The organism is Streptomyces sp. NPDC045846 (assembly GCF_056431605.1).
In genome coordinates, this window is record NZ_JBWKKJ010000009.1 from 359,073 (window position 1) to 380,743 (window position 21,671).

The 21,671-nt window shown below is 71.7% G+C and carries 24 protein-coding genes; 6 read left to right on the forward strand and 18 right to left on the reverse strand.

All coding sequences use genetic code 11. From position 1 onward, the window contains the following. Positions 1 to 5: 5 nt before the first annotated feature. The 13 genes from AC07F3_RS26520 to AC07F3_RS26580 form a co-directional block, all read right to left on the reverse strand. Complete coding sequence (locus AC07F3_RS26520) at positions 6 to 194, reverse strand: hypothetical protein (RefSeq protein WP_479116923.1); 189 nt, start codon at positions 192 to 194, stop codon at positions 6 to 8. A gap of 10 nt (positions 195 to 204) precedes the next feature. Further along, the gene (locus tag AC07F3_RS26525) at positions 205 to 690 is read right to left on the reverse strand and encodes a hypothetical protein (protein ID WP_479116924.1); all 486 of its coding nucleotides are present in this window, start codon (positions 688 to 690) and stop codon (positions 205 to 207) included. Positions 691 to 714: 24 nt separating this feature from the next. Further along, on the reverse strand, positions 715 to 906 hold the full coding sequence (locus tag AC07F3_RS26530; protein ID WP_479116925.1) for a hypothetical protein: 192 nt from the start codon (positions 904 to 906) through the stop codon (positions 715 to 717). A 213-nt stretch (positions 907 to 1,119) separates the two neighbouring features. Continuing rightward, positions 1,120 to 3,225, reverse strand: a complete 2,106-nt coding sequence (locus tag AC07F3_RS26535) for a hypothetical protein (protein ID WP_479116926.1) — start codon at positions 3,223 to 3,225, stop codon at positions 1,120 to 1,122. A 1-nt stretch (position 3,226) separates the two neighbouring features. Continuing rightward, positions 3,227 to 4,870, reverse strand: a complete 1,644-nt coding sequence (locus tag AC07F3_RS26540) for a hypothetical protein (protein ID WP_479116927.1) — start codon at positions 4,868 to 4,870, stop codon at positions 3,227 to 3,229. Positions 4,871 to 4,966: 96 nt separating this feature from the next. After that, complete coding sequence (locus AC07F3_RS26545; protein ID WP_479116928.1) at positions 4,967 to 5,218, reverse strand: hypothetical protein; 252 nt, start codon at positions 5,216 to 5,218, stop codon at positions 4,967 to 4,969. A gap of 41 nt (positions 5,219 to 5,259) precedes the next feature. Further along, positions 5,260 to 5,583, reverse strand: a complete 324-nt coding sequence (locus AC07F3_RS26550; protein ID WP_479116929.1) for a hypothetical protein — start codon at positions 5,581 to 5,583, stop codon at positions 5,260 to 5,262. A gap of 18 nt (positions 5,584 to 5,601) precedes the next feature. Then, a complete protein-coding gene (locus AC07F3_RS26555) occupies positions 5,602 to 5,925 on the reverse strand; it encodes a hypothetical protein (RefSeq protein ID WP_479116930.1) in 324 nt (107 codons plus the stop codon). Then, entirely contained in the window at positions 5,922 to 6,830 is a 909-nt protein-coding gene (locus AC07F3_RS26560) for a DUF2637 domain-containing protein (RefSeq protein ID WP_479116931.1), read from the reverse strand. The genes AC07F3_RS26555 and AC07F3_RS26560 overlap by 4 nt, the downstream gene beginning before the upstream one ends. Then, a complete protein-coding gene (locus tag AC07F3_RS26565) occupies positions 6,827 to 7,171 on the reverse strand; it encodes a hypothetical protein (protein ID WP_479116932.1) in 345 nt (114 codons plus the stop codon). Before AC07F3_RS26565 ends, AC07F3_RS26560 begins: the two co-directional genes overlap by 4 nt. Continuing rightward, positions 7,168 to 7,467: a hypothetical protein gene (locus tag AC07F3_RS26570; RefSeq protein ID WP_479116933.1), complete on the reverse strand. Its 300-nt coding sequence runs from the start codon at positions 7,465 to 7,467 to the stop codon at positions 7,168 to 7,170. Before AC07F3_RS26570 ends, AC07F3_RS26565 begins: the two co-directional genes overlap by 4 nt. Positions 7,468 to 7,649: 182 nt before the next feature. After that, complete coding sequence (locus AC07F3_RS26575; RefSeq protein ID WP_479116934.1) at positions 7,650 to 8,030, reverse strand: RapZ C-terminal domain-containing protein; 381 nt, start codon at positions 8,028 to 8,030, stop codon at positions 7,650 to 7,652. A 37-nt stretch (positions 8,031 to 8,067) separates the two neighbouring features. Next, positions 8,068 to 8,235 carry a hypothetical protein gene (locus AC07F3_RS26580; RefSeq protein WP_479116935.1) on the reverse strand — a complete coding sequence of 56 codons (168 nt, stop codon included), beginning with the start codon at positions 8,233 to 8,235 and terminating at the stop codon, positions 8,068 to 8,070. Positions 8,236 to 8,920: 685 nt separating this feature from the next. Here AC07F3_RS26580 and AC07F3_RS26585 point away from each other — a divergent pair. Next, positions 8,921 to 10,054, forward strand: coding sequence for a helix-turn-helix domain-containing protein (locus AC07F3_RS26585; protein WP_479116936.1), 1,134 nt, complete (start codon positions 8,921 to 8,923; stop codon positions 10,052 to 10,054). Here the strand turns inward: AC07F3_RS26585 and AC07F3_RS26590 are convergent. Continuing rightward, positions 10,038 to 10,814 carry an NUDIX domain-containing protein gene (locus AC07F3_RS26590; protein ID WP_479116937.1) on the reverse strand — a complete coding sequence of 259 codons (777 nt, stop codon included), beginning with the start codon at positions 10,812 to 10,814 and terminating at the stop codon, positions 10,038 to 10,040. The two genes, AC07F3_RS26585 and AC07F3_RS26590, sit on opposite strands and share 17 nt — an antisense overlap. A 255-nt stretch (positions 10,815 to 11,069) precedes the next feature. On the opposite strand from AC07F3_RS26590, the gene rlmN reads away from it, so the two are divergent. The 4 genes from rlmN (at position 11,070) to AC07F3_RS26610 (ending at position 16,229) form a co-directional block, all read left to right on the forward strand. After that, complete coding sequence (rlmN, locus tag AC07F3_RS26595; protein ID WP_053729267.1) at positions 11,070 to 12,176, forward strand: dual-specificity RNA methyltransferase RlmN; 1,107 nt, start codon at positions 11,070 to 11,072, stop codon at positions 12,174 to 12,176. Between the two features lie 275 nt (positions 12,177 to 12,451). Further along, positions 12,452 to 13,546, forward strand: a complete 1,095-nt coding sequence (locus AC07F3_RS26600) for a thiamine ABC transporter substrate-binding protein (protein ID WP_479116938.1) — start codon at positions 12,452 to 12,454, stop codon at positions 13,544 to 13,546. 38 nt (positions 13,547 to 13,584) lie between these two features. Next, on the forward strand, positions 13,585 to 15,198 hold the full coding sequence (locus tag AC07F3_RS26605) for an ABC transporter permease (protein ID WP_479116939.1): 1,614 nt from the start codon (positions 13,585 to 13,587) through the stop codon (positions 15,196 to 15,198). Continuing rightward, positions 15,198 to 16,229, forward strand: coding sequence for an ABC transporter ATP-binding protein (locus AC07F3_RS26610; RefSeq protein WP_479116940.1), 1,032 nt, complete (start codon positions 15,198 to 15,200; stop codon positions 16,227 to 16,229). Before AC07F3_RS26605 ends, AC07F3_RS26610 begins: the two co-directional genes overlap by 1 nt. A 299-nt stretch (positions 16,230 to 16,528) precedes the next feature. On the opposite strand, the gene AC07F3_RS26615 is transcribed toward AC07F3_RS26610, so the two are convergent. Then, entirely contained in the window at positions 16,529 to 17,434 is a 906-nt protein-coding gene (locus AC07F3_RS26615) for a DMT family protein (RefSeq protein ID WP_479116941.1), read from the reverse strand. Between the two features lie 269 nt (positions 17,435 to 17,703). Here AC07F3_RS26615 and AC07F3_RS26620 point away from each other — a divergent pair, with 269 nt between their 5' ends. After that, positions 17,704 to 18,156 carry an SRPBCC family protein gene (locus tag AC07F3_RS26620; RefSeq protein ID WP_479116942.1) on the forward strand — a complete coding sequence of 151 codons (453 nt, stop codon included), beginning with the start codon at positions 17,704 to 17,706 and terminating at the stop codon, positions 18,154 to 18,156. On the opposite strand, the gene AC07F3_RS26625 is transcribed toward AC07F3_RS26620, so the two are convergent. The 3 genes from AC07F3_RS26625 to AC07F3_RS26635 form a co-directional block, all read right to left on the reverse strand. Further along, positions 18,153 to 19,271: an LOG family protein gene (locus AC07F3_RS26625; RefSeq protein ID WP_479116943.1), complete on the reverse strand. Its 1,119-nt coding sequence runs from the start codon at positions 19,269 to 19,271 to the stop codon at positions 18,153 to 18,155. The two genes, AC07F3_RS26620 and AC07F3_RS26625, sit on opposite strands and share 4 nt — an antisense overlap. Positions 19,272 to 19,787: 516 nt before the next feature. Then, positions 19,788 to 20,945: a hypothetical protein gene (locus tag AC07F3_RS26630; protein WP_479116944.1), complete on the reverse strand. Its 1,158-nt coding sequence runs from the start codon at positions 20,943 to 20,945 to the stop codon at positions 19,788 to 19,790. Continuing rightward, entirely contained in the window at positions 20,927 to 21,664 is a 738-nt protein-coding gene (locus AC07F3_RS26635; RefSeq protein ID WP_479116945.1) for an ABC transporter ATP-binding protein, read from the reverse strand. Before AC07F3_RS26635 ends, AC07F3_RS26630 begins: the two co-directional genes overlap by 19 nt. Between the last annotated feature and the right edge of the window lie 7 nt (positions 21,665 to 21,671).

Consider the following 21,671-nt stretch of genomic DNA (forward strand, 5'->3'; position numbering starts at 1 on the left):
TCTCCTCAGTTCTGGTCGGTGCGGATGACGGCGAAGGTGTCGGTGAGCACGTCGTAGTGGACGTGCACCGGTCCGGGCGCGGCGGCGCGGGCTTCGGTGGCGCGGTGCGCGGCTCGGAGGGAGGCGCGGGGGTCTCCGGCGGGGAAGGTGTCGAGGCGGACGGGGTGGTGTCCGGTGCAGGAGCGGCAGGCCATGACGGCCTCCTCAGTCGTGGTTGATGGTGCCGTTGGCGCGGCCGAACAGGCCGGTCGCGGTGATGTTCTGGGTGATCTGCGTCGGTCCCGTCGCGCGGCGGCGGGCGCCGCCGAGCAGGGCGGGGACGCCGATGACGGCGGCGACGAGGAAGGCGCCGGCCGCCCACAGGGCGTGGCTCATGGCGATCAGTCCCGGGGCTGCGTAGGAAAGCCCGATCCCGCCCGCGGCGATACCGAAGCCGACGGTCGGGGCGAGCAGGGCGGTGGTCTTGGCCCACGCCGGAACCGGCCGCGCCGCGGCGGGCACGGCGGCCGGGGTGTGGGCGGGCGGCTGAACGTAGGCGAGCGCCCGCTGACCGTCCGGCAGGGTCACGAGCTGGACCCCCGGCGGAATCTCCTGGGGCAGCATGACCGCTCGTGCCGGGGCGGGCCGGTAGGCGAGCGGGTCGGGGTGGAGCGCGGCGGTGGTGATCTCGTAGGCGGCGTCATAGGGCACAAGACGCTCCCTTCAACAGGGTTTTCAGGCGACGTGGTTGAGGGCGGTGACGACCGCTTCGCACATTGAGCGGATGGGTCCGGCGGCGCCGGTCGCGGCGGTGAAGAACCCGAACAGGAACAGCACGAGCGCGCTGAGGAAACCGACTTCGCGGTTGCGGAACAGAAGGAAGGTGAGGGCGCCGAAGAAGGCGACGGCGGACAGGGTGACGATCACGAGCAGCCTCCCGGGGCAGGCCGGCGGACGACGTGGCGCAGCGTGCCGCCCGCCGGGAGTCGGTGACGGTGTGTGGTCGTACTGGCTACTGCCTAGTGGTTAGTGGCTACCGGCAAACGCCCATGTAGAGGGGCCTGGTGGGCAGTAGGGGGCCGTTCTAGTGGCTAGTGGCAAGTTGGCAGTAGCCACTAGCCAGTAGCGCTCAGTGAGCCGTCAGGCGTGATCGGGATGGACGTACACCGAGTGCGGTCCGTTGTCCCGGTAGACAAGTTCACCGCGCTCGACAGCCGCTTTGAGCGCGTCCCGGACGGCTTGGCGACTGCGGCCGACCAGGTCCGCGACGGCGGACGGCTTCATACCCGCGGCCCCCGCTTCCCGGATTGCTTCGATGGCCTGCGGGAGCCAGTCGGGCCCACTCTCGTCCTGTCCACGCAGCGCGGACAGGTTCAGCCCAGGCCCGGCCGGGGGCGTGCTGGGGTCGGGGGCGGTGGCGAACTCGGCGTCGATCTCCTCGCGGAACCGACGCAGCAACTCATCCTCGCGTGGCTGGGCACTCTGCCCAGCCTCCCCCCGCAGCGCGGACAGGTTGAGGCCACCCGCCGGGCTCTCGGACCCTGCCGAGGCAGGCTCGGCGCCCGCGCCCGAGCCGTTGCCGGTGAGGTCGCGCATCCACCCCGTGCGCTCCGCATCCCAGCGCCGGGCATACGCAGTGCCTGCTGCCTTCGCGGACACCTCGTCCAGGCGGGGGTGACGGTCGGAGGTGGCGAGGGTGATGTCCCGGATCTGGGAGGGCTTGATCCGCCACGCCTTGAACAGCGCCCCGGGTGATTCGGGGGTGCCCATGAAACCGGATCCCTTGTAGGGGGCCTGGTCAACGTTGAGGCCGCGGCGGCCGGGGAACATCTTGGACAGGTCCATGCCCTCCTTCTCGCCACCGGTCAGCGCGACCCTCACCTTGGCCTCGCGGCGGATGAGGAGGTTGCCGAGCACACTGCCGGTGGCCCCGAGCGCGGTGAGCACCGTGCGGACGCCCATGGCGCGCAGCATCCGGATCACTTCGAGAATCTTCTTGGCGAGTTCCTTCATCCGCCGGTCGGTGCTGACCAGGATCTCCGCACCCTCATCGACCACCAGCATGATCTGAGGGATCTGCGCGCTGATCGGCAGGAGGTCGGTGTCGTGGCTGGCCATCAGGTCTTGGTAGGCGCGTTTGCGTTGCAGCCCGACGGCGAGGGCGGCGTCCAGCATCAGGAGGGCTTCCTCATACGTACCGGCCAGCCAGTCAATGCCGGGCCGGACCGGCTTGCCGTCCTCGCGGGTCAGGGTGCCGTTCAGGGCGGGCAGCACCCAGGGCAGTCCGGCCGATCCGGCGTTGAGGTCGATGACCCAGGTCAACGCGTCGGTGGCGCGGGCGAACCCGGTAAGGATGTCGTGCACCATGTTCGACTTGCCCGACCCGGTAGGGCCGACCACGAGGGCGCACTGCTCGCGCAGGTAGACCGGTACCTCGTCGCCGTTGGTGCGAAAGCCCCAGGGGATGCCGGTGAGCACGGACAGCGGCCCGTAGTCGTCGGGGTAGTCGCGCAGTTCGGCGAGAACGTTCCTGGTGGTGACGTCCAGGATGGCGCGGCCCTGGTCGATGCCGGGGCTGAACGCCGCGGTGCAGCCGTGCGGCAGCTTGGCGTCCGCGGACAGCGCCACGCTGTGCTGGTCGAGCCGGTTGTGGGTGATGCCGCCCTGGGGTTCGAGGTCGAGGGAGTAGCCGTTGCCGGTCTCCCACAGCTCGACCGCCAGAACGCGCACGGTGACGTTGCACAGCCGTTGGATGCGCTCCACCCACTCGGCTGCGATCGCGCGGCGCTCCGCCGACAGCTCGAGCGCGACCTGGCGTTCGGCGGCGGCGATGGCTTCGTCTTCGCGGGCCTCCTCATACAGGGCCATCGAGCGGGCGCCGGCGCCCATCCCGACGCCGATGGCGGCGAGCGAGCCGAGTGCGGCCCACGACAGCGGGCCCGATGCCATGGCCCAGGTGGTCCAGCCGGCGCCGACCAGCCAGGAGGCGGCCTTGAAGGCGAGGGTGCGGCCCGCGTTGCGGACCTTGAGCCCGGCCACCGTGTGACCGAGCGCCCCGGCCGCGCCCACGGCGAGGGCCCAGGCGGGGGGCATGCCGGTTGCGGCGCCGGTAGTGGCGAGGGCGAGGGCTCCGGTGGTGGCGGACAGGGCCCCGGTCACGGGTCCGTGACCGGCACTCCAGTCCAGCACCGGGCCACTGTCCGCCTGCCTCTTCTTCTTGCTGTTCACGGCAGTGGTGGCGCTCATGTCAGACGTTCCAGCCCTTCTCGGCTTCCGGCCCGTTGCGGGGGTCCTCGTGGCGGGCGATGTCCTGCTCGTGCACGCGCTTGAACGTCGGGACCAGTTCCTCGGCCTCCTCCACGGCCTTCATCAGGGCCTGGAAGACGTCGGTGAAGCCCTCGGCAACCTCCTTCTCCAACGGGAACTCGGAGTCGGAGCGCTCGGCCAGCTTCTGGAAGGTGTTGGCCACCGCCATCAGCGCGTAGGGCAGACCGACCACCATGGAAAGGATCTCCATGCAGCCTTCCGGCTCGTACGAGCCGGCGGCCTGGTACATCTCTTCGGCGACTTCCTCGAACCGGAACCCGGACTGGCCGGGCGCGAAATCAGACATGCGGTCCTCCACGGAAACGGGTGTTTCAGGGGTGGGTGTCAGGTGATCCGGGCGCTCCACCTGGTCGGCCAGTTCCTCGGTGGCGTCCTGGGCGGCCTCCTCGTCGACCGCGGCTTCGGCGACTGCCAGTTCCTCGCGGACAATGTCGTCGCGCTGGAAGCGCCGGGCGGCGGCGTTCTCCCTCATCCGCCGGTACAGACGCCGCCCTGGATGTACGAGGAAGGGCAGGCCCAGCTTCCGGCCAATGGGGCTGGTCAGGCACCCCACCAGGCCGAGCGGCAGGGCCAGCAGGGCGGCGAGCGCGCGGCGGCCGTACTCGCGGGTGGCGGAGCGGCGCAGTGCCTTGCGGGCCGCCCGGCGCAGCGGCGCCTTGCGCAGGGCGGAGCGCTGACTGGCCACTGTGTCCCGGGCGTTGGCGTCGCGCCGCTCCCGCTGTTTGGCGATGGCCGCGTTCCGGACAGCGCGCGCCTTACGGCCCGCACCGCCCAGCATTCGGCCCGCCAGACCACCGGCCCGCGTGCGGGTCTTGCCCGTGCTGGGACGGGTGTTTCCGCTGCCGTGCCGACTGGTGGGCTTGGGGGCGTTGCGGCGGGCGTCGGCGACCGCGCGGCGGGCCGCGGTGGTCTGCGCCCGCCGCTCACCCCGAGAACCACCGGCCCCCTTCTGTCCCGCGCGCAAGGCCTTGATCTGCGAGGCCTTCCTCAGCGCGTCCCCGGCCGCACGGCGGCCAGGGGATTTGAGACCGGCGGGCTTGTTCAGGGACACCGGAGTGCGGTGCTTGCCCGCACCCGCACGCCCCAGACCGCCGGCACCACGGCCGGACCGCCCGGCGCCGCCGAAGCCCCCGCGCTTCTGGCCGGGCACACGGCCTGTGCCGCTCGCCGTGCGACGGCCGGTTGTACCGGTGCCGTGCCGGGTGGTGTTGAGGCCGCCTGAGCGGGTGCGGGCGGCGTGGTGGCGGGCGGCGGTGCGGGCCGCTGCCCGGCGTGCGGCCTGCCTGGGTCGGGGGTTGCGGCTGCGGTAGGAGGCGATGGTGCCGAGCACGGCGGCGCCGGTCGCGGCGACCACCGCGGCGATCGGGCCGCCCGCGATCCCGGCGGCGGCGACCATGCTCACGGCCGAATTCGCCCCGGACAGGGCCAGGGGCACCACGGGCCAGCCGCCCGGCGTGTGCTCGATGTCGGTGCCCGCAGTGGGCGTCTCGGGGGCAGGTGTGGAGGGTGGCGGGGTGTCCGGAGCGGCGGGGGCCACTACCGGTTCGGTGCTCAACTCGGTCATGCTGAACGCACTCCCTTCGGGAGCCAAGAGCAGGGCCCGGACGCAGCCGTCCAAAGCAGGCGTCCGGGCCCTGCGCACGAGTAGCGGAACCACAGGTCAGAGCCGGTTGGGCTCCAGGGAGAAGAAGACGACGTTCCCGGTGGCGAGCTCCGGGTAGTCCTTGGCGGTCTCGCGCTTGACGGCCTGGAACACGTCGTGGCGCGTCCAGCCCGGCAGCGGGGTGAAGGTGTTGGTCGCGGTGACCGCCATGCGGCCGGGCAACTCCAGGGTGAGGACCCAGTGATGGGAGCCCTGGGGCGTCTTGCCGGGCGGACGGTCGGTGGACTTCGGGTTGGGCGTACTGGTCACAGCAGGTCTCCTCGGGAGTCGGAACGCTCGGGGTGTGCTGGTCAGTAGCGGGGGTTGAGTTCGTGGCGGGGGTGGGAGGCTGCGGCTTCCTGCCAGCGGCGGCGCTCGCCCGCATCGACGTGGGCGACGCTGACCTTGTAGGTGCAGCCGGTGGCGGGGCAGCGGTAGACCGTGGTGGCGAACGAGTCGGCCAGGTCTTCCACGAGGCGGCCCACCCCGATGCCGACCGCCAGGCCGCAGGGCAGGGCGAGCAGCAGCGGGACGCCGTACGTGTTGAGCAGGCACAGTTCGACGGAGGCGCCGCCCATGAGAGCTGCGATGGTCGCCGTCAGGCGGATGATGCGGTATTTGGTGAGGCTGTGCACGGTCGCTCTCCTTGGGGCTCAGAGGTCGAAGAGTCCGGCCTGTTCGGGGGCCGGTTGGCGCTGTGCGGTGCGGCGGGCCGCGGTGTGGCAGTCCGGGCACCAGGCCCGCAGCCCCGCCAGCGGGACCCGGGCCGCCTTCGCGGGCGACAGGGCCAGGTCGGCGGGGGCGGCGAGCAGGTGGACGGGGCCGCGGTGCTTGCTGGCGTGCTGGTCGTGCTCGCGCGGGCAGCGCCCCTTGGCCTTGGCGTGGGGGCTGCCGCACTGCCCGGTGCACTGGCAGCGGAAGCCCGCCGCCTGCATCACCGGCCGCCACAGGGCGGGACAGGTGAGCGGCTCGCTCATGCGGTCACCGCCTCGACCGGCGGGCGGACCACCGGCAGGCCGGCCAGGTAGGGCTCGCGTGCCTTGACCCGGCTGCGGGCGGTGCGGGCGGTGGACTCCGAACCCCCGAGCCCCGCCGCGGCCATCGCCTGTGTCATCCGGCCGGTGCTCGGCTGCGTGAAGTCCGTCCCGTACAGGGCGCGCACCAACTGATCCACACGGTTGGGGTAGATCACCGGCATGCACAGATCGACGGCCGTCGGCCGCACGTCGACGGGGACCGGTTCCGGCGCGACGGGCGTCGAAGAGGCCTCGACGGGTGCCGCGAGAGTGGGCCGAACCGGCGCCTCGATCGTGGATCGGGACGGTGCGGCGGATGCGCCGGCGGGCAGGTCGTAGATGCTGGCTTCGACGGGCGTCGACGCGGTTTCGACGCCCGTCAACGGGCCGTCGACGGCGGTCTGAGCGTGGCGGGCGAGGTAGGCGTGGACCTGGCGCATCAGGGCGCCGAACGCCAGGAGGGCGGCGATCGGCGGGACCGCAGCCACCACGTAATCCAGCGGCCGGGCGTTGTCGCCGACGCCGGCGACGTTGAGGGCGATGGATCCGCCGTCTCCGGCGATGACCAGCCCGATTGCCCACCAGTCGACCGTGTGGGCCAACGAGGCGCGCAGGATGAGGAGTTCGCCGATGACGATGAACAGGTCGACCGTTGCGGGCCAGGCCCACGAGCGGGCCACCGCCTGGGCCATGCCGTGATGGGCGGCGACCTCCTGCAAGTGCTCGTAGGACAGCCAGAACGCCGCGGCCGTCAACAGCACCGTCAGCACACCCGCAACCGCGGTGATCGCGCGCTCTACCGTGACGGGCGTCGACGCGACGTCGACGCCCGTCACGGTGTCGTCGACGGACACGGGCCGGGTCATGACGCCACCGCCGACACCGCATCCGTGTGCACGACCGTGCCGGGCGGGACGTCGGCGTAGCCGACGAGGTGGATCTGGGCGCCGCCGTAGTCGACGTCCGCCTGCAAGCGCCATGTCTGCCCCGCACCCTGGGTGCGGAGTTCCACCGCGTCCGGGGCGATGCCCAGCGCGGCCCGCCACGCCTCAAAGCCCGGCAGGTCCTCGTGGAACCTCAGTGCCAGCTGGTCCGGGTAGATGGTCGAGACATCGATCTCCGGGGCGGGCAGGTGGCCGAAGTCCAGGGGCAGCAGCCGCAGCGCGCGCAGGGGCACGGCCAGACCGTCCAGCGTCAGCGGGTTCATGCCGCCACCCCGCTCTGCCGCGGCCGGCACCGCCGGGCGGCCTTGGTGCCGGTGAGCGGGACGACGTTGAACAGCTCCGGGGCGAACGTCTCGATCGCTTCGGCGGCGATCCGGGTGATCTGGTCGGGCAGGTCGGGGTGGTCGGCGAGGATGTCGCGGGCCGCGTCCAGGCGGGCCGCCCACTCCTCGGGCATCTCATCCTCCACCCCCAGCCACAGCTCAACCGGGGTCCCGAGAGCCAGTTCAATGAACTCGGTCGCGGTAACAGGTACGTGACCTGCAACGATGTTCTTCATGGGTCGTGTCTCCCTAGCAGTAGGCAACGGCCCGAACAGCGGCTCCGGTGTGACAGCACCGGGGCCGCGCGCCGTTTGGTGGAAGCCGCCCGCAATGGGGTGGCAGTGCCCCGGGCCCGAGTCGATCGGGCGCCATCGCGGCCCCCGCCATAGAGCGGCGGGTCCGAGGCGAGAGGGGGTGGTCAGCGCTGGACTACGGGGCGGGCCATGTCCCGGTGCGTGACCGTGACCTCGTGGCCATCCGTGCGCAGCCGCTCGGCCAGCGCGAGAGCGAAAGTGGGCGCCCGGTGGCGGCCGCCGGCGCACCCGTCGGCCACGGTCACAGGGCCGGCACTCGGGCCCGAGGCGAACGCGGCCACGGCGGTGGCAGTGGCGTCGACCAGGCCCGTGATGCCGGGGGTGTTCAGTACTGCGTCGCGGACAGGCGCGTCTGCGGCGGTCATGTACCGCAGCTCCGGGGAGACGTGCGGGTCGCGGAAGTGGTGCCGCAGGTCGATGGTGAGGTGCGCGACCGGCGGGGCGTCGTGCAGGTAGCCGAACGAGACGATCTCGACAGTGCTCATGCGAACTCCAGACGAGGTACCGGTGACGTCGGGCGGGTCAGCGCTCCCGGCGCTCCAGCTCGCGGGCAATGTCGTTCTGCGCGTTGATCGCGCTGAGCGAGTTGTGGCCCCCGTCGCGCTCGCGGGTGATCAGGTCGTACTCGCGCTGCAAGTCGTCGCTGGTGCGGTTCTGCGTGTCGGACGCGGAAGAGGAGGTACGGAACATGACGGTCTCCCTTGGTGCGTGAGTGGCCCGCTGGTCAGCGGGAGTGCCCCGGCCTGCTTTCGAGGCGTAGGCCCGGGATCGGCCGGGCCGGGGCTGTAGGTGGACCAGGCTTCGCCGGTACGCCGTTGCCACGGCGTACCGGCCCCGAGCCGGGAAGATCGGGCGCGTCATCGTCACTGCTCTGACGCCAGCAGGGCGGCGCGTCCAGGGAATGCCCTCCACGCAATGGAGGGATGACCAGCACTCTTGCCAGAGCTGGAACGCGGACAGGACGGGTTCTCCTGCCTCTAAGTGGCCGCCGGGCGGCCGTCACCCGGGCCGTTGCGGAGACGAGGAATCACACCCCGTCAGATGTCTCACTATTCAGTTCACAAGGACCAGCAGCTTCTTGGTGAGCGCGGTAACCACCTCCCGGGAGGGAGAGGGGGATCCCGCTTTCGCGGGACTCACCAAGCACTGATGGGTGCGTTTTCCTGGCCGTGCACACGCCGACTGGATCATTTCGACCCATCTGGTGCGCACCAACAGAATGACATCTGGTGCGCACCAGATGCAACCCCTTGAAGGGGATCGCGTGCCGGTGTGCTCTTCAAGAGAACGGCCAGAGTTGGGGGTCTCGGTAGCCAACTGGGGTTAACCTCAGGGGTGTTAACCCACTCTCACCTGGGGCTTTGCGGGAGGCGGCATGGCTAAGGGGTTAAGGTCCGCGCGGACCGCGCGCGGTTGGTCGCAGGACCGATTGGTCTACGAGATGCAGCGGTTCGCGGAACAGCGGCTGCTCGATATCGCATCAGCCGCGAGCCTCAAGACCTACATCTCGGAGTGGGAGAACGGACGTCGCGCCATCACGGACCGGTACGCGGTGATCCTCAGATCCCTCCTCGGCGTTACGGACGCCGAACTGCGGAGCGTGGCTGAAGCGCAAGAGCCGCAGGTTGAGGGATACGCGGACTTGTTGAGCCGGATCGACGCTGCCAGCAGCTTGAGCGAGTCCGTGGTGCCTTCCTTCTTGGCGCAGACTGAGCTACTCCGCACCATGGACCGACAGTTGGGCGCATCAGGCTTGGTTGACCAGATGAACGGCCATCTGGCTGCTATGGAGGATGCGCTGACCTTCGCGGTCCTTCCGGGCGCGCGACGGCCGATCGCGGCCGCTCTCGCCGGGGCGTCGACTCTTGCCGCGTGGCAGGCTCTGGACGCTGGCGCTGTGGACAGGGCGTGGCGTCGGTACGAGCTTGCCAAGAAGGCTGCTCAGGATGCCGACTCTCCGCTGTACCTGGCGCATGCCATGGGCGAGCAGGCGTACGTACTCGCTGATGCCGGCCGCCCGCTGCTTGCAGTCGAACTTGTGCGGGACGCTCAGCGCACCCATGCCGAGCGACAGTCGCCGAGACTCCGAGCATGGCTCGCGGCTGCTGAGGCAGAGATGTGCGCGGCGGCCGGGCCAAGCATGGAGGTGGCGGCACGTACGGCGCTTGAGCGGGCAAATGCGCTGCTCCCGGATGATGGCGAGTCGCGCGATGCCGACATGCTGAGCATCTTTCTCGACGCTGGGCACCTTGCCAGATGGCGGGGAAATGTCCTCGTCAAACTTGGGGATGCCTCAGCGATGAACGAGCTGTACGCGTCGCTGGACAGTGCGGATGCGTCCTTTGTGCGCGCGTCCTCTGGCCTTCACTGCGATCTCACTCAGGCGCACCTGGCGCGGGGAGAGCTAGAAGAGGCGCGGTCCCATCTCCAGCAAGCCAGATTGGTGGCGAACCGCACGGGTTCCGTGCGGTATCGCCAGCGTGTGGAGATGCTTACCGGGCGCCTGTAGTGCGCGACGCCAGGATGTGGAGCAAGGCTACGAGCGTGCCCGACCCCATGAGCTTGTCCTCGGACATAAGGCGCGGGATGTCGTCCAGAGGGATCCAGGCGACTTCGCCCGCCTCTTCGGCGTCCGTAGGTTCGCCTACCTTTTCGGCGCCCCGGGCCACGAAAATCTCGTGGGGAGAGTCGACCATGCCGATCATCGGTTGGTAGGTGGTGACGTGCTGCACTGGGCCGGGCCGCCAGCCCGTCTCTTCCTCGGTCTCCCGGGCGGCCGTCGTCGCGGCCTCTTCGCCCGGGTCCACGATTCCTCCGGGCAGCTCCCAGCCCCATTGCTGGGGAACAAACCGGTACCGCCACAGCATCAGTACGCGGTCCTGCTCGTCGATCACGGCGGTGATGACTACCCGGAACAGTCGGACCACATGGTGCTCGAAGCGCTCAACGCCGGGGGGCTCCACGTCGACCAAATCCAGGTTGACCCACCGGTTGTCGTACACCGTGCGTGACCCGTGGATGACCCAGGGCTCCCGCTCAGCCGGTGTCGGAGTGTCGCCACCAGCGAGCACGCGGTACGAGCTGCGGTCATACGCCTTGATCAGGTGCTCGCTCACCAGCCGGGCCAGCACCTGGCGTAGCGCGGTACGCCCGATCTCAAGATCAGCGCACATCGACCGTTCCGAGGGCAGCTTGTCCCCGGCCTTGTACCGACCGTCCTCGATCCATGATCGGATCGTCTCGTAGACCCTCTGTGTTTTGGGTCCCATCCTTGGCGCACACTCCCCGTTCGGCGGCTTGTGTTTGCCAGGGTATCGGCGCGTGCCAACCTGGGGGATGGGTGATGAAATCATCGAGAGATGCCGCTCCAGCCTGCTCGGTTGTGGGATGGATGGGGAGCGGCCCCCGGGCCGTCTCTGGGCCGTCCGAGGGCCGCCAACGATCACCAATGACGACCGCCAACCACCACTCGGCGGAGCGACGGGCCGAGGTCAGCGGGATCCGTCTGCGACACTGGGAGAACCATGCCCAAGCCCGGAGAACTCACTTTCGTCGCCCCCCGCGGAGCCAAGAAGCCGCCGCGGCACCTCGCCGACCTCTCGCCCGCCGAGCGCAAGGAAGCCGTCGCCGCGATCGGCGAGAAGCCGTTCCGCGCCAAGCAGCTCTCGCAGCACTACTTCGCGCGGTACGCCCACGACCCGGCGGAGTGGACCGACATTCCGCTCGCCGCGCGCGGCCGGCTCCAGGAGGAGCTGCTGCCCGACCTGATGTCGGTCGTCCGCCACATCTCGTGCGACGACGACACCACCCGCAAGACCCTGTGGAAGCTGCACGACGGCACGCTCGTCGAGTCCGTCCTGATGCGCTACCCGGACCGGGTGACGATGTGCATCTCCTCGCAGGCCGGGTGCGGCATGAACTGCCCGTTCTGCGCCACCGGCCAGGCGGGCCTCGACCGCAACCTGTCGACCGCCGAGATCGTGCACCAGATCGTCGACGGCATGCGGGCGCTGCGCGACGGCGAGGTCCCCGGCGGGCCCGCCCGCCTGTCCAACATCGTCTTCATGGGCATGGGCGAGCCGCTCGCCAACTACAAGCGCGTGGTCGGCGCCATCCGCCGGCTCACCGACCCCGAGCCGGACGGCCTGGGCCTGTCCCAGCGCGGCATCACCGTCTCCACCGTGGGCCTGGTGCCCGCCATGCACCGCTTCGCCGACGAGGGCTTCAAGTGCCGCCTCGCGGTGAGCCTGCACGCGCCGGACGACGAGCTGCGCGACACCCTCGTCCCGGTCAACACCCGGTGGAAGGTCCGCGAGGTCCTCGACGCCGCGTGGGAGTACGCCGAGAAGTCCGGCCGCCGCATCTCCATCGAGTACGCCCTGATCCGCGACATCAACGACCAGGCGTGGCGCGGCGATCTGCTCGGGCGGCTCCTCAAGGGCAAGCGGGTGCACGTCAACCTGATCCCGCTGAACCCGACGCCGGGCTCCAAGTGGACGGCCTCGCGGCCCGAGGACGAGAAGGCGTTCGTCGAGGCCATCGCGGCCCACGGCGTGCCCGTGACCGTCCGCGACACCCGCGGTCAGGAGATCGACGGGGCCTGCGGCCAGCTCGCCGCCTCCGAGCGCTAGCCGCGGCGCGTCCGAACGGCGAAACGGCCCGGGGCGCCTGAAGGGCCCCGTGTAACCTGGCTGGAAACATCTGCATATTCCGACAGGGGAGCGCCACAGCGCTGAGAGTGCGGTGCCCGCGAGGGACACGGACCGCAGACCCTCTGAACCTTGCCCCGGTCATTCGGGGTAGGAAGTTCGGCGATTACTCAAGCTGTTGCGCCCTGCCCGCACGACGCCACGTCGTGCGGGCAGGGCCGCGTCTCTTCCTGGTCATCTCCAGGAGGAATGAAGAAATGCGTACCAAGAGGCTCGCGGCCGGCGCGCTCGCCGCCGCCCTCGGGGTCACCACGCTGGCGGCCTGCGGCGGCTCGGACGGCAAGAAGTCCGGCACCGCGAGCGGGTCCGCCGGCAAGACGGTGACGCTGGTCAGCCACGACTCGTTCGCCGCGTCCGACCCGGTGCTCAAGGCGTTCACCGCGCAGACCGGCTACACCGTGAAGGTCCTCAAGAGCGGGGACGCCGGGGCCGCCCTCAACCAGGAGATCCTCACCAAGGGCTCCCCGCGCGGCGACGTGTTCTTCGGCGTCGACAACACGCTGCTCTCGCGCGCCCTCGACAACGGCGTCTTCACGCCGTACGAGGCCAAGGGCCTGGACCGGATTCCCGCCGACGTCCAGCTCGACCGGGCCAAGCACCGGGTGACGCCCATCGACACCGGCGACATCTGCGTCAACTACGACAAGAAGTACTTCGCGGACAAGAAGCTCAGCCCGCCGCAGTCCTTCGACGACCTGATCAAGCCCGAGTACAAGGACCTTCTGGTCACGGAGAACGTGGCGACGTCCTCGCCCGGGCTGGGCTTCATGCTCGGCTCGGTCGCCAAGTACGGGGACGACGGCTGGCAGGACTACTGGAAGAAGCTGAAGGCCAACGGCGTCAAGGTCGTCGACGGCTGGGAGCAGGCCTACAACACCGACTTCTCCGGTTCGGCCGGCGGCAAGAAGGCCAAGGGCGACCGGCCGCTGGTCGTCAGTTACGCCTCCAGCCCGCCCGCCGAGGTGATCTACGCCGACCCGAAGCCCGCCGAGGCGCCCACCGGCGTCGCCACCGGCACCTGCTTCCGCCAGACCGAGTTCGCGGGCCTGCTCAAGGGCGCCAGGAACGAGGCCGGCGGCAAGGCGCTCCTGGACTTCCTGATCTCCAAGAAGTTCCAGGAGGACATGCCGCTCCAGATGTTCGTGGACCCGGTCGCCAAGGACGCGGCCGTCCCGCCGGAGTTCACCAAGTTCGGCGCGAAGATCACGAACTCGGCGACCGTCGCCCCCGACAAGATCGCCAAGAACCGTGACCAGTGGGTCAAGACGTGGTCCTCGCTCGTCCTGAAGTAGGCACCCGAGCGCGGCGGGGCGCGGTGCGGCTGGGCCTGATGGCCCTGCCCGCCGTGTTCTTCGCCGTGTTCTTCGCCTGGCCCGTGGCCGCCATCGTCGGGCGCGGGCTCCGGGCGGACGGCGCCTGGCAGTTCGGCCGGATCGGCGAGGTGCTCGGCGACCCGGACATCGGGCACGTCCTGTGGTTCACCACCTGGCAGGCGCTCGCCTCCACCGCGCTCACCCTGCTGATCGCCCTGCCCGGCGCATACGTCTTCGCCCGCCTGGACTTCCCCGGCAAGCAACTGCTGCGGGCCGTCGTCACCGTGCCGTTCGTGCTGCCGACCGTCGTGGTGGGCACCGCGTTCCTCGCGCTGCTGGGCCGCGGCGGGCTGCTCGACCAGCTGTGGGGCGTGCGCCTCGACACGACGGTGTGGGCGATCCTGCTCGCGCACGTCTTCTTCAACTACGCGGTGGTCGTCCGCACCGTCGGCGGCCTGTGGTCCCAGCTCGACCCCCGCCAGGAAGAGGCCGCCCGGGTGCTCGGTGCCTCCCGGTTCGCGGCCTGGCGCACGGTGACGCTGCCCGCGCTCGGCCCCGCGGTCGCCGCCGCCGCGCTCATGGTCTTCCTCTTCACCTTCACCTCCTTCGGCGTCGTCCAGATCCTCGGCGGCCCCACCTTCTCCACCCTCGAAGTGGAGATCTACCGGCAGACCGCCGAACTCCTCGACCTGCCCACCGCCGCCGTCCTGACGCTCGTGCAGTTCGCGGCGGTCGGCGCGATTCTCGCCGTGCACGCCCGCACGGTGCGCCGCCGCGAGAGCGCGCTCAAACTCGTCGACCCCGCCCAGACCGTGCGGCGCCCGCGCGGCGCCGGGCAGTGGACGCTGCTCGCCGGAGTCCTCGCGATCGTCGTCCTGCTCATCCTGCTGCCCGTCGGTGTCCTGATCGAGCGCTCCCTGGACACCCCCGACGGCTACGGCCTCGGCTACTACCGGGCGCTCCAGGACGCCGGGGACAACGGCAGCTTCCTCGTGCCGCCCATCGAGGCGATCGGGAACTCGCTCCAGTACGCGCTCGCCGCCACCGCCATCGCGCTCGTCATCGGCGGCCTCGCGGCGGCCGCCCTCACCCGGCGCGGCAGCGGCCGGCTCATCCGCGGCTTCGACGCCCTCCTGATGCTGCCGCTCGGCGTCTCCGCCGTGACCGTCGGCTTCGGATTCCTGATCACCCTCGACGAGCCGCCGCTGGACCTGCGGACCTCGTGGATCCTGGTCCCGCTCGCCCAGGCGCTGGTGGGCACCCCCTTCGTCGTACGGATCATGCTGCCGGTGCTGCGCGCGGTGGACGGGCGGCTGCGCGAGGCGGCGGCCGTGCTCGGGGCGTCCCCGCTGCGGGCCTGGCGCGAGGTGGACCTGCCGCTGGTGCGGCGTGCCCTGCTGGTCGCGGCGGGCTTCGCCTTCGCCGTCTCGCTCGGGGAGTTCGGGGCGACCGTCTTCATCGCCCGGCCCGACCATCCGACCCTGCCCGTCGCCGTGGCCCGCCTCCTCGGCCGGGCCGGCGACCTCAACTACGGCCAGGCCATGGCCCTCAGCACGATTCTGATGGTGGTGTGCGCGGTGTCGCTGCTCGTCCTGGAACGGATCCGGACCGACCGGAGCGGGGAGTTCTGATGCTGAGACTGGACGGTGTGACCGTACGGTTCGCACAGCGCGCCGCGCTCGACGCGGTCGACCTGGAGGTCGCCGACCACGAGACGGTGTGCGTGCTCGGGCCCAGCGGCAGCGGCAAGTCGACGCTGCTGCGCGTCGTCGCCGGGCTCCAACCGCTGGACGCCGGGCGGGTGTCGCTCGCCGGGGCCGACCAAGTGGGGGTGCCCGTGCACAAGCGCGGGCTCGGCCTGATGTTCCAGGACCACCAGCTCTTCCCGCAGCGCGACGTCGCGGGGAACGTGGCGTTCGGGCTCCGGATGCGGGGTGCAACCCGGGCCGAACAGGCGCGCAGGGTGGCCGAGTTGCTCGAACTCGTGGGGCTCCCCGGCGCCCAGCGGCGGGCCGTCGCGGCGCTGTCCGGCGGCGAGCAGCAGCGCGTCGCGCTCGCGCGGGCCCTCGCGCCCTCGCCCAGGCTCCTGATGCTGGACGAGCCGCTCGGCCAGCTCGACCGCACCCTGCGCGAACGCCTCGTGATCGAACTCCGCGCTCTCTTCGGCCAGTTGGGCACCACGGTGCTGGCCGTCACACACGACCAGGGGGAGGCGTTCGCGCTGGCCGACCGGGTCGTGGTGATGCGCGACGGCCGCATCGCGCAGACCGGTACGCCGCTGGAGGTCTGGCAGCGGCCCGCCTCGGAATTCGTGGCCCGCTTCCTCGGCTTCGAGAACGTGGTCCCTGCGAGCGTGGCGGGGGAGGTCGCGGACACGCCCTGGGGCAAGGTGCCGGTCCCCGCGGGCTCCCCCCAAGGCTCCGTACGGGTCCTGGTCCGCCCGGCGGGCGTCCGGCTCGTCCCCGAGCGGGACGGACTGCCCTGCACGGTGGCCGCGCGGACGTTCCGCGGCAGCCACGTCTCGCTCCGGCTGCGGCCGGACGCCGGGCCGCAACTGGAGGCGGAGTGCGGGCTGGAGGGGGCGCCCGCGGTGGGGGCCGGGGTGGGAGTCGCCTTCTCGGCGGCGGCAGTGGTGGTGCTGGGGGCTTCCCCCACCCCGTGAGTTCCCGCCCGCCGCCCCTTCCGACTGTGACACTCTGCGGCTCCGCCGCGTGGCCTCCGGGGGATCACGCTCAGCTGCGGACCGTGCTCGCTTCTCGCGCAGTTCCCCGCGCCCCTGGCGGTACTGGTGCGTGCCAGTGCTGGCATCTTCAGCCCGTCATGGGGGTCCCCCCTGGCCCTTAAGGCCTTGGGCGAGTTTGAGGACGAGCGCCGTTCAGGCGCGAACGGGCCCCGAGGAGGGGGGAGCCCCGGGACTCCCCCCACCCCCGGCGGGTCCAGGGAAGGGGCGGGGTGGGGGAATCAGCCCGCCGGGGTCAGTTCGCGCTCGCGTTCCGGCGCCCCGTGCGCGTCGGGTGAGCCGAACCACGCCACCGCCACCGCCCCGGCCACCGCGAGGACGAACCCCAGCACCGCCATCCACGCGAGACCCTCGCGCGATGCGTCCCCCAGCCACAGCACACCGATCGCGCCGGGCAGCACGGTCTCGCCCACCACCAGCGCCGCCGTCGCACCGTTCACCGAGCCGATCTGCAGGGCCACCGTGTGCAGGTACATGCCGCCGATGCCCGCGACCAGGATCGCGTACAGCGCCGGGTCGGTGAGCAGGGCGCCGGCGTCGAAGGGGTCGATGCCGTTCAGGATGCGTACGCCGACGCCGAGCGCGCCGAAGCCGAGGCCCGACAGGAGCCCCGCGAGGATCGCGGCGCGGGCGCCCATCAGGCGTACCACCACCGTGCCCCCGGCCATCAGCAGGATCGAGACCGCCAGCAGCCACCAGTGCGTGGCCCGTTCGGTGTGCCCGCTGCCCTCGTGGCCCGCCGCCGAGGCGAGCAGGACCAGCGCCGAGCACACCACGCCGATGGACGTCCACTCCGCGCGGTTCAGCCGGATGCCCAGGAGCTTGACGCTGAGGACGGCCGTGATGACCAGGTTCGCGCTGATCACCGTCTGGGAGAGGAAGAGCGGCAGCAGGCGGGCCGCGAGCGCGCCGAGCCCGAATCCGACGAAGTCGAGCACGGTCCCGACGATGAACTCCCAGGTCGTCGCCGCCTTGGCGGTGGAGGAGAGGCTGGGTCCGCCGTGCTGGGTCCGGTCACCAGCGGCCGCGTCGCGGCGGGCGGACTTGCGGGACCCGACCGCTTGCAGGACCGAACCCGTGCCGTAGCAGACCGAGGCGGCGATGGCGGTCAGCAGACCGAGCAGCACAAGTGACTCCGTTCCTGGCGGGGGCGACCGGTTCGCCCCACTCCGCTTTACCAGACGTTTACCGCCCCTTGGGAGTTGCCTGAGCAGGCGCTCCTCTTGCGAGACCCTTGCGCTGCCCGTGTGCCGAGCTCGCCGAGCCCTCCGAAAGGGGCCCTCCGGCCGTCTCCCGGGCGCCACCGACCGGCTGAAGCGATGCCGAAGGTTGCCGGAAGGCGGCTTCGGCGCTCTCGCGGAACACTGGCGAGAGCGCCCGAGAGGAAACGACGACGATGAGTGGGACCGTGAACGAAGGCATCGAGATCACCCGCGTCCTCGACGCGCCCCGCACCCTGGTCTTCCGGGCCTGGACCACCCCCGAGCACTTCGCCGCCTGGTACGGCGGCACGGCCGAGGTCCCGCTCGACCGGATCTCCCTTGACGTGCGGCCCGGCGGCGCCTGGAGCCTCGTCATGCTCGTCCCCGGCCACGGCGAGATGCCGTTCGGGGGCGTCTACAAGGAGGTCGTCGAACCGGAGCGGCTCGTCTTCACCCTGAAGGACGCCTCCGCGCCCGCAGACATCGAGGGCGAGATCGTCACCGTCACCCTCGCCGACCACGGCGACAAGACGGAGATGGTCTTCCGCCAGCACGGCGGCAACCTCACGGCCGAACAGTACGAGCAGGCCAAGGGCGGCTGGTCGCACTTCTTCGACACGCTCGCCGGTCACCTGGCCGAGGGCTAGCGGGACATGCGGGCCAGCGCGGCCGGAGCCTCCGAGACGGAGTCGACCAGGGCGATCCGGGCCGCCATCGGCCGGTCCTGCCCCAGTGCCTGGAGCAGTGGCCAGGCGGGCAGCCGCTCGGTCCAGTGCGCGCGGTCGACCAGCACCATCGGTGTCGGGCCGCCCCGCGACTCGTAGTAGTTCGGCGTCGCGTTGTCGAAGATCTCCTGTACGGTGCCGGCCGCGCCCGGCAGGAAGACGACCCCGGCGTTGGAGCGGGCGAGCAGGCCGTCCTCGCGGGTGGCGTTGGCGAAGTACTTGGCGATCGAGTTCGCGAAGGCGTTCGGCGGCTCGTGGCCGTAGAACCAGGTGGGGATGCCCACGGAGGTGCCGCCGCGCGGCCACTTCGTACGGACGTCGAAGGCGGCGCGGGCCCACGCGGACACGGACGGCCTGAACGACGGCTCCGTGGCGAGGAGTTCGAGGGCCGAGGCCAGCATCGCGTCGTCGAAGGGCGCCGCGTACGCGCCCAGATTCGCGGCCTCCATCGCGCCCGGGCCGCCGCCCGTCGCCACCGTGAACCCGGCGCGGGCCAGCGTGCGCCCGAGCACGGCGGCGCCCTCGTACTCGGCGGTGCCGCGGGCCATCGCGTGACCGCCCATCACGCCCACCACCCGTGCCCCGACGAGGAGTTCGTCCAGGGCGTCGGAGATCGCGTCGTCGTGGATGGAGCGCAGCATCGAGGAGAAGATGTCGCCGTCCGTCCTGGTCCGCTGGAACCAGGCGTACGACAGCGCGTCCGGGGTCCGCTCGTAGCCGGACGCGAGCCCCTCGAAGAGCTCGGCGGGGGAGTAGAGCGCGCCCCGGTACGGGTCGAACGGCAGGTGCGGTACGGGCGGGAAGACCAGGGCGCCGTCGGCCCGGACCTTGGCGGCGGCCTCCGGCTCCATCGCGCAGCCGAGGAACACGGCGCCGGCGGTGTCGGTGGCGAGCAGTACGGGGGTGCGGGCGGTCAGGTCCACCGACTGGACCCTGAACCCTGCGAGTCCGCGGTGTGCGGTGGCCGCGTCGAACTCGGCGAGGGATTCGATTTCGGTGTCGCTGCCTGTGGGGCGCGTCGCTTCTTCGTCCGGCACGGCGTCCATGCTAAACGCGGCGCGAGACCCACCTCCGACGGCCCCGCGCCCCGACCCCGCCCGACGTGCGGACCGTCCCCGCTCCTCGCGCAGTTCCCCGCGCCCCTGACGGGACCGGTGCTGGCCACTCCGCGGGTGCGGGTTCGCCGCTGCCCCAACCCGTTTTCGTCCGCGGGCCGTGGACGGCCGGTCGCGCAGTTCCCCGCGCCCCCAACCCCGTTCGACGTGCGGACCGTGCTCGCTTCTCGCGCACTTCCCCGCGCCCCTTAGCGGCATGGTGCTGGTCGGCATGGGCATCTTTAGCCCGTCCGGCGTTTGAGGACGAGCGCCGTTCAGGCGCGATCGGGGGTCTGGGGGCGGAGCCCCCAGGGTCCTTCAACCCCCGGCGGGTTTAGGGAAGGGGCGGGGTGGGGTCAGGCCGGGTCTGGGGCGGAGCCCCAGGAGTGCTGGCCCCGCTGCAACCCGGCCCGCTGCAACCGGCCCCGCCGCAACGGCACCCCCCAAGGGCCCCCGGATTCACCGCAACGGCAGGGCCGCGAGTTCCGCGATCGTCAGGGTCAGGGGGGTGAAGACGGCCAGCAGGGACACGGCACGCAGGGTCGCGGCGGTCCTGAGGAGGGCCACCGGGGTGCCCAGGGACAGCAGGGCCTCCCTGGTGCGGGCCCGGGCATGACGGGACTCCAGGGTCGCCGTCAGCAGCGTGGCCACCGTGCAGCTGATCACCAGCGCCGCCCCGAGCCCCGTGAGCGGCCCGAAGGGATGCGGCCCGGCCCGGCCCCCGTACAGCGTGCCCGCCGCGATCGCCGCGGAGCCCACCGCGCACACCACCCCCAGCGGACGCCCGATGCGGCGGGCCTCCGTCATCAGGATCCGGCCCGCGAGCAGGCGGGCCGCCCCCGGCCGGACGAGCTGGAGCAGCCGCCCGCTGAAGTGCGCGAGGCCCGGCCCGGCGAGGGCGAGGCCGACCGCGGTCAGCGCCCAGCCGGCCAGCACCCCGGCCGGGCTGGCCTCGGGGTGGCCCGGCATCGGGAACGCGGACTGCGACCTCCCGCGGCTCACGTACGTCTCGACCGCGAGCCCCGCCGCGACGAGCGCGAAGCCCCACGGCAGCCCGCTCGGCGTCGGCGCGGGCTCCTCGGGGCGCACCGGGTCGCTCTCGTCGCCGGGGCGCGCGGTGCGCGGGCGCAGCGCGATCCCGGCCGCCGCCGCCGCCGTCACCGGCAGGACGGCGAGCAGGGTCAGGGCGCCCGCCAGCGGCATGGGCTGGTCCGCGGTGAGCAGACCGGCGGCGGCCCCGTCGAAGGGGAGCCCCGTGATGTCGCCGCGCAGATGCAGATAGACGAGCAGCGCCACCGCCGAGCCCAGCGTGCACGACACCAGGGTGGACACCGCGGCGATCGCGGCGAGGCGGGCCGGGCCCAGGCCCACCGCGGACAGCCCCGTACGCGGCCGGGTGCTCGGGTCGGTGCGGGCGACGGCGACCGCGAAGTACACGGTGGCCGCCAGCGGCACCACGCACCACAGCAGCCGCAGCGCCGACCCGCCAGGATGGCCGACCGCGTACCCGAGCGTGCACAGCAGCAGGAAGCCGACCCCGGCCGAGGCGGCGGACACCAGCAGGCGACGCAGCAGGACCAGGGGATGGGTGCCGCGGGCTAGACGGAGAGCGAGCACGCCGCGATACCCTCCGCATCCGAAGCGCCTTTGTTTCCGGGGGAGTTGACCCGGCGGCCGTCGATGAGGACCACCGTGCGGTCGGCCAGCGCCGCGATGTCGGTGTCGTGGGTGGCGATGAGGGTGGTGATCCGGTGCGAGCGGGCCGCGGTGAGCAGGGTGCGCAGCACCTGGGCCCGGTCGGCGCGGTGCAGGGTCGCGGTCGGCTCGTCGACGAACAGGACGGCCGGGGTCGCGATCAGCGCGCGGGCGATGGCCACGCGCTGACGCTGCGCCTGGAGCAGGGCGTGCGGGCGTTTCTTCGCGCACATGTCGATGTCGAGCCGCTCCAGCCACTCCAGGGCGGCCTTCTTCGCGGCGCGGTGCGCGATGCCGCGGAGCAGCAGCGGCAGGGCGGCGTTCTCCCAGGCGGTGAGTTCGGGGACCAGGGTGGGTTCGGGGTCGATCCAGCCGAACCGGTCGCGGCGCAGCCGCTCGCGGGCGACCGCGCCCAGGGTGTGCACGGGCCCGCTGTTGAACCACACCTCGCCCTCGTCGGGGACCAGGGTGCCCGACAGGCAGCGCAGCAGCGTCGTCTTGCCGCTGCCGCGCGGTCCGCCGACGGCGAGGATCTCGCCCTCGCGGACCCCGACGCTGACGCCGGTCAGGGCGGGAGAGCCGCTGTGGGAGTGGTGCAGGGAACGCGCCCACAGCACGTCGTTGTCCGGCGGAGCCACCATGGTGCAT

Coding starts and splice junctions, on each gene's coding strand:
- AC07F3_RS26600 (WP_479116938.1), top strand. CDS start 12,452: ATGCGTACCAAGAGGCTCGCGGCCGGCGCGCTCGCCGCCGCCCTCGGG.
- AC07F3_RS26570 (WP_479116933.1), bottom strand. CDS start 7,467: ATGAAGAACATCGTTGCAGGTCACGTACCTGTTACCGCGACCGAGTTC.
- AC07F3_RS26565 (WP_479116932.1), bottom strand. CDS start 7,171: ATGAACCCGCTGACGCTGGACGGTCTGGCCGTGCCCCTGCGCGCGCTG.
- AC07F3_RS26555 (WP_479116930.1), bottom strand. CDS start 5,925: ATGAGCGAGCCGCTCACCTGTCCCGCCCTGTGGCGGCCGGTGATGCAG.
- AC07F3_RS26540 (WP_479116927.1), bottom strand. CDS start 4,870: ATGACCGAGTTGAGCACCGAACCGGTAGTGGCCCCCGCCGCTCCGGAC.
- AC07F3_RS26635 (WP_479116945.1), bottom strand. CDS start 21,664: ATGGTGGCTCCGCCGGACAACGACGTGCTGTGGGCGCGTTCCCTGCAC.
- AC07F3_RS26585 (WP_479116936.1), top strand. CDS start 8,921: ATGGCTAAGGGGTTAAGGTCCGCGCGGACCGCGCGCGGTTGGTCGCAG.
- rlmN (WP_053729267.1), top strand. CDS start 11,070: ATGCCCAAGCCCGGAGAACTCACTTTCGTCGCCCCCCGCGGAGCCAAG.
- AC07F3_RS26575 (WP_479116934.1), bottom strand. CDS start 8,030: ATGAGCACTGTCGAGATCGTCTCGTTCGGCTACCTGCACGACGCCCCG.
- AC07F3_RS26590 (WP_479116937.1), bottom strand. CDS start 10,814: ATGGGACCCAAAACACAGAGGGTCTACGAGACGATCCGATCATGGATC.
- AC07F3_RS26520 (WP_479116923.1), bottom strand. CDS start 194: ATGGCCTGCCGCTCCTGCACCGGACACCACCCCGTCCGCCTCGACACC.
- AC07F3_RS26605 (WP_479116939.1), top strand. CDS start 13,585: ATGGCCCTGCCCGCCGTGTTCTTCGCCGTGTTCTTCGCCTGGCCCGTG.
- AC07F3_RS26610 (WP_479116940.1), top strand. CDS start 15,198: ATGCTGAGACTGGACGGTGTGACCGTACGGTTCGCACAGCGCGCCGCG.
- AC07F3_RS26580 (WP_479116935.1), bottom strand. CDS start 8,235: ATGTTCCGTACCTCCTCTTCCGCGTCCGACACGCAGAACCGCACCAGC.
- AC07F3_RS26535 (WP_479116926.1), bottom strand. CDS start 3,225: ATGAGCGCCACCACTGCCGTGAACAGCAAGAAGAAGAGGCAGGCGGAC.
- AC07F3_RS26560 (WP_479116931.1), bottom strand. CDS start 6,830: ATGACCCGGCCCGTGTCCGTCGACGACACCGTGACGGGCGTCGACGTC.
- AC07F3_RS26620 (WP_479116942.1), top strand. CDS start 17,704: ATGAGTGGGACCGTGAACGAAGGCATCGAGATCACCCGCGTCCTCGAC.